Below are 12,711 nucleotides of genomic sequence, written 5' to 3' on the forward strand. Positions count from 1 at the left end.
ATCTAGTCTCCACAAATAGTTTACTATACATTTGGAATAACTTTAACAGGTTTGCATAACCCTTTCTTTTCCGGGTGGTGCTGATAAACAGCCAACAGCTTCTCTTGTTCATCCAATACGGCAAATGGGCTATTCACACCTTCGGCCATGAGATCGCGGACTGTCAGAACCGCTCCATTTTGAACTCTTCCTGCCAAAGCCGCTGACACGCTAATCCTCGGCAAATCCACTATTCCTTCTTCAATAGGTCTTAAAACCTCTTGGACTTCTCCCTTGCCGGCTAGCTCAGTCAATTCCTCTAAGCTGATTGCATCATCGAGGGTGAAGCGCGCTGACCTTGAGCGCACTAATTTAGACATATGCGCAGGAAAGCCTAATTGCTCCCCGATCATGCAGGATAAGGTCCTGATGTAGGTCCCTTTTCCGCAGGCAACCCGGAATTTGAATGAAATGGATTCACCTTCGAAAATATCCCGGCCATCTAAAAGTTCAATCTCATAGATTTGAACCTTTCTTGAAGGGATTTCGACTTCCTGGCCTTTAAGCGCATACTCATATAAGCGTTTCCCATTCACCTTAACGGCAGAATAAATCGGCGGCGTTTGGGTTATTTCCCCTGTAAGTGACTGCAGCACCTTCAGGATTTCCTCGCGCTTTATCCTCCTGTCCACTTTTTTCCGAGCGACGATATCGCCTGAGGCATCCTCTGTTGTCGTGGACCAGCCAAGCGTTACTTCCCCTATGTATTCCTTGCCGGCATCGGTAATATATTCAGCTACCCGGGTTGCTTTGCCAAGGCAAATCGGCAAAACGCCTGTCACGTCAGGGTCTAGTGTACCTGTATGGCCGACCTTTTTCATCCTGAGGATTTTTCTCACCTTAATGATACAGTCGTGAGAGGTTGCCCCAGCTGGCTTATTCAGGATGAGGATTCCATTTAATTCATTCACTTCATCACATCATTTCACAAAAAATTTCGCCCATAGAGAAAAGGGATAGACAAATATGTCTATCCTACTCTTCCTCATTCTTCTCTTCTTTATGAATTTGGTGGAGAAGGCTTTCGATTCGATTACCATAATCAATGGACTCGTCAAATTCAAACAATAATTCAGGTGTCTTGCGCAGACGAATTCGTTGTCCCAATTCTGACCGAATGAATCCTTTTGCTTTCTCTAAACCTTTGAGAGTGTCTGATCTCTTTTCAGCGTCTCCTAAAACAGAGATAAACACTTTCGCTTGCTGCAGGTCGCCAGATACTTCCACATCCGTGACCGTCACAAATCCTACCCTTGGGTCTTTCAGTTTGCGGCCGAGGATATCGCTAAGCTCTTTCTTCATTTGTTCCCCGACACGTGTCGATCTAAGGCTCATATTCTCACCTCTTTAAAACCATTCTATTGATGTAAGCGTTCGTTCGATTTCAGGAAAAGAATCCAAGTAGGCAATCGCCTTTTGCAATTCTTTTTCTGTTGCGGCCTTAGAGGAAGAGACAACGACGATAGCAATTACCGTTCGCTGCCACGTATCCTGAAAGTCCACCTCTGCGACAGAAGTATTGAATTTCTGTTTCAGCCGTGTTATGACTCTTTGCAGAACGGCTCTTTTTTCCTTCAATGAATGCACATCAGGAATCAGACATTCACATTCCGCGGCGCCAATCATGCTCGCTTAATTTCTTCCATTACATATGCCTCAATGACGTCGCCTTCTTTAATATCATTGAAGTTCTTAATTGTGATACCACATTCATATCCTTGTGAAACTTCCTTCACATCGTCCTTAAAGCGCTTGAGTGTATCCAGCTCACCTTCAAAGATAACGATGCCTTCACGGATAAGGCGAATACCGCTATTACGTGTAATTTTGCCGTCTGTTACATAGCTTCCGGCAATTGTTCCGACCTTAGAAATCTTGATTGTTTGGCGAACTTCTGCTTGGCCGATTACTTTTTCTTCGAATTCAGGATCAAGCATCCCTTTCATTGCCGCTTCGATTTCTTCAATCGCTTTATAAATGATACGGTGTAAGCGTACATCCACTTTCTCGGATTCAGCCGCACGTTTAGCATTCACATCAGGTCTAACGTTAAAGCCGATAACAATCGCATTCGATGCCGCAGCAAGGATGATATCAGACTCCGTGATGGCACCTACGCCAGCATGGATGATTTTTACCTTCACGCCTTCAACTTCAATTTTTTGAAGGGAAGCAGCGACGGCTTCGACAGATCCTTGTACGTCACCTTTTACGATGATGTTAATTTCTTTTACTTCACCTTGCTTAAGCTGATCAAACAAGTTTTCAAGTGTAACACGGGAGCTTTCATTACGAGACGCAAGAATTTGCTTTTGCGCACGTGCTTCCCCGACTTGACGAGCTGTTTTCTCATCAGCGAATACGACAAAACGGTCTCCGGCTTGAGGCACTTCATTCAAACCAGTGATTTCAATCGGTGTAGATGGACCAGCTTCCTTCACACGGCGGCCAAGGTCGTTGACCATAGCACGTACTTTACCGAAAGTATCGCCGACAACGATTGGATCACCGATGCGAAGTGTACCGTTTTGCACTAATAGAGTCGCAACAGAGCCACGGCCTTTGTCAAGCTCAGCTTCAATGACCGTACCAATCGCTTTGCGGTTAGGATTCGCTTTATATTCATTTACCTCACTGACAAGTAAAATCATTTCAAGCAATTGATCGATTCCTTCGCCTTTTTTTGCAGACATTGGAACAAAGATAGTATCCCCGCCCCACTCTTCCGGTACTAGGCCATTTTCTACCAGCTCTTGTTTTACACGATCAGGATTTGCGCCCTCTTTATCCATCTTGTTGACCGCTACGATAATTGGCACCTCAGCAGCTTTTGCATGGTTGATCGCTTCAATTGTTTGCGGCATAACACCGTCATCAGCTGCAACGACAATAATGGTGATATCTGTTACTTGAGCTCCGCGGGCACGCATTGTTGTAAACGCGGCATGTCCTGGTGTATCAAGGAAGGTGATCGCTTTGCCGTCAACCTCTACTTGGTAGGCACCGATATGCTGGGTAATACCGCCAGCTTCGCCTTCAGTTACCTTTGTATTACGAATAGCATCAAGCAACGTCGTTTTACCATGGTCAACATGCCCCATGATCGTTACAACCGCTGGACGTTCTACTGTGTTTTCTTCTGGGTTTTCGTCTTCTGCGATAACCGCTTCAAGATCGGTTACGTCTACTTTGATGATTTCTTCTACTTCTACACCGTAATCTGCGCAGATTAATTCAATCGCATCCTTATCCAACTCTTGGTTAATGGTTGCCATTACACCAAGCATGAATAATTTTTTGATGATTTCGCTCGGTTCACGATAAATCTTTTTACTCAATTCAAGGACAGAAAGAGATTCTGTAAACGTAATTTTTTCTGGTAATTCACGTTCTTTCCTTGGTGTCGGCTGATGCTGAGATTTATTTTGATGGCGTTGGTTGCCACGCTTGTTTTTATTATTTCTATTATTTTTGAAGTTTCCTCTTCTTTGATTATCTTGCACGCTTTTTTTCCCTTCATTACCCTTAGTTGCCGGTTTATTCTTTGTATTTTGATTTGAGTTCTGGCTGTTTCTTCCCCCAGATTGGGTTTGCTTTTGACCTTGCGCCGTACTAGTGGATGGCCTTGGGTTTCCTTGCCCTCCACGATTTTGCTGCGGTCTATTCTGTTGCCCGTTCTGATTCACTCGGTTTTGGTTCTGGTGTTGATTGTTTCTAGCTGGTGCAGCATTCGTTGAAGGCTGTGATTTAGCCGGAGCAGGGTTAAATAATTTCTCAAGCCTCTCAACAGCATTATCCTCTAAAGCGGTCATATGGTTACTGACCTCGATCCCCATATCCTTCAATTTATTAATCACTACTTTACTAGATACATTGTTCTTCTTCGCGTATTCATATACACGTACTTTACCCATTCCTTCACCCCCGAATTAGTTAATCGAGCAAGGAGTTTAATTTCTGTGCAAATCCCTCATCTTGTATAGAGACTACCACTCTCGCTTCTTTTCCAATCGCTTCACCAAGAATGGAGCGATTTTCAACCTTTCGAAGCGGCACTCCATAAAAATGACATTTGTCGGTGATTTTCTTTTCCGTATTAGCAGAAGCATCCTTGGATAACAAGACTAATTTCGCCCTATTGGCGCGAATTTCTTTTACAACCAATTCTTCCCCGGAAATAACTTTTCTCGCTCGATATGCAAGTCCCAAAAGGGACATCCATTTCTTTTCATTCATTGTCGTCATTTTTTCTCCTTGGCCGCCATTTCCAATAGTTCATCATAAATGGAAGCAGGCACATCAGCATCCAAATGATTAGACAGGCTGTTTTTCTTCTTGGCAGCGTTAATGGCTTCCTCAGAAAGGCTCAAGTAAGCTCCCCGTCCGGATTTCTTTCCGGTTGGATCGATTGAAACCTCTCCTTCCTTGGAACGAACAATCCGGATCATTTCCTTCTTAGGCTTCATTTCACCGGTGCCGATACATTTCCGGAGCGGTATCTTTTTACGGTTGTTCACCATCATCACCTCACCAATGCTTTTTACTCTTCACCATCGTCATCGAGCCCAAAAGTAAACCCGGTGAATTCCATTTCTTCTTCACTGTCGCGTACGACTGGATAGATGCCAGATTCACGCGCATCTGTCTCACTCTTGATATCAATCTTCCAGCCAGTCAGCTTAGCCGCAAGACGGGCATTTTGTCCGCGCTTACCGATTGCAAGCGATAATTGATAGTCAGGAACGATTACCGTTGTAGCTTTTTCTTCTTCATTAACGATAACTTCAAGCACCTTCGATGGGCTGAGCGCATTCGCAACAAATACGACTGGATCTTCAGACCATTTGACGATATCAATTTTCTCGCCTTTTAATTCATTAACGATGGCTTGAACACGCTGACCCTTTGGACCTACACATGCCCCGACCGGATCAACTTCCGGATTATCGGAGTGCACAGAGATTTTAGAGCGATCTCCAGCTTCCCGTGCAACAGATTTAATTTCAACCGTACCATCAAAGATTTCCGGCACTTCGAGTTCAAATAAACGCTTCAATAGGCCAGGATGTGTGCGGGATACAAAAATCTGCGGTCCTTTAGATGTTTTCTCAACCTTTGTCAAAAATACTTTGTATCGCTCATGCGGCTGGTAGCTCTCATTCGGCATTTGTTCATTTGCTGGAAGCAAGGCTTCCGTTTTGCCAAGAGCGACATAGATATATTTAGAATCACGACGTTGAACAATTCCTGTCATGATATCTTCTTCACGGTCGATGAATTCGTTATATACGATTCCTCTTTCAGCCTCGCGCACACGCTGAGTAACAACCTGTTTAGCCGTTTGTGCAGCAATACGCCCAAAGTTCTTTGGTGTAACCTCAAGCTCCACCACATCTTCTAGCTCATAGTTTGGATTGATGCTTTTGGCTTCATCAAGGGAAATTTCAAGACGGGAGTCAAATACTTCATCCACGATTTCTTTACGGGCAAACACCCTCATGGATCCATTCATCAGATTGAAATCCACGCGCACATTTTGCGCTTGATTGAAATTACGCTTATAAGCCGATACAAGAGCGGCTTCAATCGCTTCTACAAGCACATCTCTTGAAATGCCTTTTTCCTTTTCTAAAATAGTCAGTGCATCGAGTAATTCATTACTCATTTTACTAATCCCCTCCTAAAATCTACACCTTATGAAAAGCTGACGGCAAGCCTTGCCTTCGCAATCTTATCATAGGGAATCACAAGCTCTTTTTTACGTGTTTTAATTTTGATTTCGAGCGTAACCTGAGAACCATCAAAATCCTTCAGGATGCCTTCAAACTCTTTTTCATTGTCAATCGGCTCATACGTTTTGACATGGACATTCTTGCCGATTGCTTTTATATAATCCCGGTCTTTCTTCAATGGGCGCTCAGCGCCAGGGGAAGATACCTCCAGGAAGTAATTATTGGAAATTGGGTCTTTTTCATCAAGCTGTTCACTCAGCTTCTCTGAAACAAGGCCGCATTCCTCAATATCCACGCCTCCGTCCTTATCGATATACACTCTAAGGAACCAGTTTCTGCCCTCTTTCACATATTCCACTTCCACGAGCTCGAGGTTTAACTCTTCAAGGATTGGGGCAGCCATTTCCTCGACGATCTCCGTTACTTTCTTGCTCATACCTTCACTCCTTTACGGCCTATGTATGCGACTCTAATAGCATCCTAATACAAACGAAAGAGTGGGTTTCCCCACTCTTTAGCACATACGTATCAGCAGTAATTCTTACTTGAATATAACATAAAGTTATCGAATTTGCAAATAACCGTGCCTTTCCTAGAATAAGGATAGCTGGTTTTGATCAGGCATATTTTCAAGGCATCCATGGTTATCCAAGTATTCCAAGATAGTTTTGGATATCTTGCCTCGTTGTTGTAAATCTTCCTTGGATAAGAATTCGCCCTTTTCTCTAGCTTTCACAATATTATAGGCGGCATTCGTTCCAAGTCCTGGTATTGAATTAAACGGCGGAATCAACGTGTTTCCGTCAATGATGAATTCTGTTGCACTTGAGCGATACAGGTCAACCTTCTGGAAGCTAAAGCCGCGTTCACACATTTCCAAGGCAAGCTCAAGCACGGTCATAAGGTTTTTCTCCTTCGTGCTTGCATCAAGACCCTTTTGATTAATTTCATCAATGCGCGAACGGATCATTTGCGAGCCCTTAACCATTGCATCAATATCAAAATCCTCTGCCCTGACTGTAAAGTATGCCGCATAATAAAGAAGCGGGTGATGGACCTTGAAATAAGCAATCCGGACGGCCATCAGAACATAGGCTGCAGCATGGGCTTTCGGGAACATGTATTTAATCTTCTTGCATGATCCAATATACCAGGCCGGCACTTTATTCTTCAGCATTTCCTCTTCCATATCCTCTGTCAATCCCTTACCCTTACGGACAGACTCCATGATTTTGAAGGCAAGTGACGGCTCGAGTCCTTGATAAATCAGGTAGACCATGATGTCATCACGGCAGCCGATTACTTCACTCAGGTTACAAATATTCTCCTGTATCAGTTCCTGTGCATTGCCAAGCCATACGTCTGTCCCATGGGAAAGCCCGGAAATTTGCACGAGCTCTGCAAACGTCGTCGGTTTCGTGTCCTCAAGCATCTGACGGACAAATCGCGTTCCAAATTCCGGCACACCGAGTGTTCCGGTCTTACAATTAATTTGCTCTTCTGTGACGCCTAGCACCTCAGGCGAGCTGAAGATTTTCATAACCTCCGGATCATCAGTCGGAATTGTCTTTGGATCGATTCCGCTTAAATCCTGGAGCATCCGAATAACAGTCGGGTCATCGTGACCGAGAATATCCAGCTTCAAAATATTATCGTGAATGGAATGGAAATCAAAGTGTGTCGTTCTCCACTCAGATTCACTATCATCTGCCGGGTATTGAATAGGGGTGAAATCATAGATATCCATATAATCCGGCACAACAATAATCCCGCCCGGGTGCTGGCCAGTTGTTCTCTTAACACCGGTGCAGCCGCTGACTAAACGGTCAGCCTCAGCTGAACGGAGATGAAGATTATTGTCATTGGCATAGCCGCGCACATATCCATAAGCTGTCTTCTCAGCGACTGTGCCAATTGTTCCAGCACGATACACATAATCTTCTCCGAAGAGCACTTTCGTATAGTTATGGGCCTGCGGCTGGTATTCCCCTGAGAAGTTCAAGTCGATATCCGGTACCTTATCTCCTTTGAATCCAAGGAAGGTTTCAAACGGGATATCATGTCCATCCTTAATGAATGGAACATGACAATCCGGACATTCCTTATCTGGCAGATCAAAGCCTGAACCGACTGAGCCATCATTGAAGAATTCCGATTGTTTGCATTTTGGGCAAACATAATGCGGCGGAAGCGGGTTAACCTCCGTAATTTCCGTCATTGTCGCAACGAATGAAGAACCGACGGAACCACGCGAGCCAACAAGATATCCATCATCAAGGGACTTCTTAACGAGCTTATGAGAAATTAAATAAATAACGGCAAATCCATGGCCGATGATACTCTTCAGTTCCTTCTCAAGCCTAGCTTCTACGATCTCAGGCAAATTTTCTCCATAAATCATTCTTGCTCTGCCATAGCTCATGGAACGAATTTCTTCATCCGCCCCCTCGATTTTTGGTGTATATAGATCATCCTTAATCGGCTTGATTTCATCAATCATATCTGCCACTTTATGCGTGTTAGCCACAACGATTTCCTTCGCTTTTTCCTCCCCAAGGAAGGAGAAGGCATGAAGCATTTCATCTGTCGTGCGGAAATGGACATCCGGCAAGGAATGTCTGTTCAGCGGATTGGCACCGCCTTGAGAGTTAATCAAAATCTTACGGTAGATTTTATCATTAGGGTTCAAATAATGAACATTTCCAGTCGCAACGACCGGCTTGTTTTGCCTTTCACCAATCTTTACGATATTCGAAATGATGGATTCGAGCGCTTTCTCATTGCGCACGAGCTCCATTTCAATGAGGGGAGCGTAAACCTCTTTCGGATGCACCTCCAGATAATCATAAAACTCCGCCGCTTCCTCTGCCTCTTCAAATGATTTCTGCATCATATTCTCAAATACTTCCCCGCGATCGCATCCTGAGCCAACGAGAATTCCTTCCCGGTATTTCGTTAGAATGGACCTTGGCAAACGTGGAACGCGATAGAAATAATTCAAATGTGCAATGGAGACAAGCTTAAATAAATTCTTCAAGCCTTCCTCCGTTTGCGCCAGCAAAGTGCAATGATAAGGTCTGGCACGCTGAAACGCCTTCCCTTGTCCCATATTGTCATTCAGCTGATTATGGTTAACAATGCCTTTCTCATTCGCATCCTTCAGCATTTTCATAAGCAAGTGGCCTGTTGTCTCTGCATCATAGATGGCACGGTGATGCTGAACGAGCTCGACATCGAATTTCTTCGCTAAATTGTTCAAACGATGATTCTTCATATCCGGATAAAGGAAACGCGCCAATTCAAGCGTATCAATGACTGGATTTTCAGCTTTGCCGAAATTGAGCTTCTTATAGCCCATATTCAAAAAGCCCATATCAAAGCTTGCGTTATGGGCAACAAAAATGCTGTCGCCAGCCCACTCCTTGAATTTCGTCAGCACCTCATCCACTTCCGGCGCATTTTCGACTAGATCATCGGTAATGCCTGTTAAATTGATCGTCGTCGAGGATAGCTTATGATGCGGGTTCGCAAATGACTCAAAGCGGTCAATAATCTCCCCGTTTTTCATCTTGACAGCAGCGAGCTCGATAATTGTGTCATAAATAGCTGATAGACCCGTTGTTTCAACGTCAAAGACGACATACGTGCTGTCTTCTAAAACGAGGTCTTTAGCGTTATAGGCAATCGGCACACCATCATCTATCAGGTTTACCTCAACCCCGTACAAAATTTTAATCCCGTTCTTCTTCCCGGCTGAATAAGCCTCAGGGAAGGATTGGGCAACGGCGTGATCTGTGACGGCAACGGCCGGATGGCCCCATTTTGCCGCCTGAGCAACAAGCGCTGATACAGGCGTTACAGCGTCCATCTGGCTCATCGGAGTATGCAGATGAAGCTCAACGCGCTTCTCGCCTTCTGGAGCTTGATCGATGCGATGTTTGCCGACAATTTCATTAATATCATTAGCAATCATAACTAAGTCACGGACGAAGGTATCATTTTGAACGCTTCCTTGCACTCGTGCCCACATACCTTTTTTGACGCGTGCCAATTGGACTGCGTCCTCCTTGTCACGTGAGAATACCTTAACAAGGATACTATTTGTGTAGTCCGTAATCTTGAAGGTAAGCAAGGTTCTGCCGCTCTTCAATTCGCGTGTTTCCGCGTCAAAAATATAGCCTTCAATCGCAATGCGACGTTCTTCCTCGACAATTTCATCAATCGCCTTAAAGTCCGCATCCGGTTTAATTTTATAGCCAATGACAAGCGGTCCGTCATCATAAGGCACATCATCCTTCGATTCGGCTGCTTTCTTCATCTCCTGTACAGCCTGCATCGCTTTCGCTTCGTCCTCTTCCTGCTTTTTCTTCCGGAAGATTTCCATCTCATCGCTGAATATAGAAGCGTCCACAACCGCATCGAGCTGGAGCGGAGGAAAACCAAAGCCTTGATACACATTTGATATCAATCCTGCATACTTTCTTTTCAGCTGTCCGGCTTCCGCTTCATTCCTTGCCTTGATAATTAATTTATTCCCTTCTACCGTAGGGCTTTGCCCATGAAGAAGCTCCAGGATCGCAGGTGAGATTCCATCTATTTCTCCTATACAATTCTTCCAATATTCTATAATTAATTCCTTGGTCGGCAATGGATTTCTTACCGTTACGGAATACCCTACAGAGGCAATTGGCGAGAAAGATTGGATTAATTGTGTCGTAAAACGCGTCCAAACGCTGCAAGGGATTAACTGGTCAAAGCTAAAGAAGAAATGCCATTTCCGGGCAACCTTTTCGATGACCACCCTATCAATTTCAGCGTTATGAAAATGCTGTACGACGGCATCCTCAGTCAGCTGGAGCTGTTGAAGAAGCGTCCTGAATTTATCTTGTTTCATGCGAGAATTCTCTTCCATATCAATCTCTCCCAAAAGTCATTCTCATACTCGTCTAGTCATTATAACATACCTCAGATTTTTATAACGGCTGTCTCTATAATGATTCAATCTTCTATACAGTCTAATCTATTGCGCATTAGGAGCAATCGCCTGAAAAGAAAGAACAGGCTCTCCCAGACCATTTAGGGAGAGCCATGTATCATTTATTAGCCAATTATTGTCTTAAGACGTTCAAGCAATTCTCCCACAGGAATCTCAAAGCTTTCGCCATTTTCTCTGATTTTCATTTCAATGATGCCTTCTTGAGCTTTCTTGCCAACGGTTACGCGAACCGGCATGCCGATTAAGTCAGAATCAGCAAATTTCACGCCCGCTCTTTCTGGACGGTCATCGATAAGCACATCATAGCCGGCTCTTGTCAGCTCTTCATATAATTCTTCTCCCAGTTGTTTTTGTGCTTCATCTTTCATATTTACCGGGATTAAGTGAACTTGGTATGGAGCAATATTCACAGGCCAGATGAGACCTTTTTCATCATTGAATTGCTCAGCGATGGCTGAAACCGTACGGGAAACACCGATGCCATAGCAGCCCATGATCATTGGTTTTTGACGGCCGTTCTCATCGAGAATCATGCCGTTCATAGATTCGCTGTAGCGAGTTCCAAGCTTGAATACATGTCCAACCTCAATTCCCTTAGCGAATTTGATTGTTCCTTGTCCATCTGGAGATGGATCACCTTCTTGAATGAAGCGAAGGTCTTCATATTGCACGGCTGGGAAATCACGGTCAGGGTTTACATTCACATAATGGAACCCGTCTTCGTTAGCACCGCATACAGCATTTTCAAGCATTTGGACAGCAGCATCCGCCACGACTTTGATTTCGCTCGTTTTCATGTGTACAGGACCTAGGGAACCGAAGTTTACCCCAAGGATTTCTTTCGTTTCTTCAGGTGTTGCCGGTTCCACGATTGCTGCATTGAAAAGATTTTTGAGCTTAATGTCATTTAATTCATGATCACCTCTGACCAATACAACAACAAACTCATCATCAACCTTCCAAAGCAACGTTTTTAGGCATTTCTCTGCCGGAACATCCAGGAAGCTGGACACTTCTTCAATCGTCTTTTGATCAGGCGTTTCGACTTTTTCCAATTCTTTTGCCGCTTCACCTGTTTTAACAGCTGTATTCACTACAGGAGCCATTTCGATGTTGGCAGCAAAGCTAGATGTATCGGAATAGGCGATTGTATCTTCACCGATTTCTGATAGAACCATGAATTCATGCGTGTCTTTTCCGCCCATCGCGCCGGAATCAGCAATGACAGCCCTGAAGTTTAAGCCACAGCGGCTGAATATATTGGAATAGGCTGTGAATAAGCGGTCATAAACCTCATCAAGGCTTTCTTGGCTTGAGTGGAAGGAATAGGCATCCTTCATGATGAACTCTCTTCCGCGCAATAAACCGAAACGCGGGCGCTTTTCATCACGGAATTTTGTTTGAATTTGATAAAGCGTCAACGGTAATTTCTTATACGATTTGACCTCATCACGCAAAAGGCTCGTAATGACTTCCTCATGCGTTGGCCCAAGCGCGAATTCACGATTGTGGCGGTCATGCATGCGCATGAGCTCTGGTCCGTAAGAATTCCATCTGCCGGACTCAACCCATAGCTCTGCTTGCTGCAAGGTTGGCATTAGTAATTCTACTGCGCCGGCACGCTCCATCTCTTCACGAATGATTTTTTCCACATTTTGAATTACTTTTAATCCTAATGGAAGGTAGCTGTAGATACCGCTCGCTGTTTGGCGCATAAATCCTGCACGAAGAAGAAGCTGATGGCTCTTCACTTCGGCATCGGATGGTACCTCTCTCAAAGTAGGGATAATCGTCATACTTTGTCTCATTATCATTTCACCTTTCTATCAATCACAATTGGCTTCATACATAGATGATAGGGGCCTGATTTATTAGCCCCTATCTTTATAGCTTATAAAGATGCTCCGAAAGAAACCTCATGGCTTTAGACAGCCATTCCTTCGT

At 44.3% G+C, this 12,711-nt stretch carries 10 protein-coding genes; all 10 read right to left on the reverse strand.

Annotation, left to right across the window (positions count from 1 at the left end; genetic code table 11):
- Window positions 1-23: 23 nt before the first annotated feature.
- On the reverse strand, window positions 24-950 hold the full coding sequence (gene truB, locus CYL18_RS08050; RefSeq protein WP_104848974.1) for a tRNA pseudouridine(55) synthase TruB: 927 nt from the start codon (window positions 948-950) through the stop codon (window positions 24-26).
- Window positions 951-1,014: 64 nt separating this feature from the next.
- Window positions 1,015-1,374 (reverse strand): 30S ribosome-binding factor RbfA, encoded by a 360-nt coding sequence (gene rbfA / locus CYL18_RS08055; RefSeq protein WP_104848975.1) that lies wholly within the window; start codon window positions 1,372-1,374, stop codon window positions 1,015-1,017.
- 12 nt (window positions 1,375-1,386) lie between these two features.
- A complete protein-coding gene (locus CYL18_RS08060) occupies window positions 1,387-1,665 on the reverse strand; it encodes a DUF503 domain-containing protein (RefSeq protein WP_104848976.1) in 279 nt (92 codons plus the stop codon).
- Window positions 1,662-3,953: a translation initiation factor IF-2 gene (infB, locus tag CYL18_RS08065; RefSeq protein ID WP_104848977.1), complete on the reverse strand. Its 2,292-nt coding sequence runs from the start codon at window positions 3,951-3,953 to the stop codon at window positions 1,662-1,664. Before infB ends, CYL18_RS08060 begins: the two co-directional genes overlap by 4 nt.
- A 19-nt stretch (window positions 3,954-3,972) precedes the next feature.
- The gene (locus CYL18_RS08070; RefSeq protein ID WP_104849076.1) at window positions 3,973-4,275 is read right to left on the reverse strand and encodes a YlxQ family RNA-binding protein; all 303 of its coding nucleotides are present in this window, start codon (window positions 4,273-4,275) and stop codon (window positions 3,973-3,975) included.
- Window positions 4,276-4,280: 5 nt separating this feature from the next.
- On the reverse strand, window positions 4,281-4,556 hold the full coding sequence (gene rnpM / locus CYL18_RS08075) for an RNase P modulator RnpM (RefSeq protein WP_104849077.1): 276 nt from the start codon (window positions 4,554-4,556) through the stop codon (window positions 4,281-4,283).
- Window positions 4,557-4,579: 23 nt separating this feature from the next.
- The gene (gene nusA, locus CYL18_RS08080) at window positions 4,580-5,704 is read right to left on the reverse strand and encodes a transcription termination factor NusA (protein WP_104848978.1); all 1,125 of its coding nucleotides are present in this window, start codon (window positions 5,702-5,704) and stop codon (window positions 4,580-4,582) included.
- A gap of 29 nt (window positions 5,705-5,733) precedes the next feature.
- Entirely contained in the window at window positions 5,734-6,207 is a 474-nt protein-coding gene (gene rimP / locus CYL18_RS08085; protein ID WP_104848979.1) for a ribosome maturation factor RimP, read from the reverse strand.
- 156 nt (window positions 6,208-6,363) lie between these two features.
- Window positions 6,364-10,683, reverse strand: a complete 4,320-nt coding sequence (locus CYL18_RS08090) for a PolC-type DNA polymerase III (protein ID WP_104848980.1) — start codon at window positions 10,681-10,683, stop codon at window positions 6,364-6,366.
- 188 nt (window positions 10,684-10,871) lie between these two features.
- A complete protein-coding gene (locus tag CYL18_RS08095; RefSeq protein WP_104848981.1) occupies window positions 10,872-12,575 on the reverse strand; it encodes a proline--tRNA ligase in 1,704 nt (567 codons plus the stop codon).
- Between the last annotated feature and the right edge of the window lie 136 nt (window positions 12,576-12,711).

Origin of the sequence: Pradoshia eiseniae (genome assembly GCF_002946355.1) — a bacterium.
Taxonomy (GTDB): Bacteria; Bacillota; Bacilli; order Bacillales; family Pradoshiaceae; genus Pradoshia; species Pradoshia eiseniae.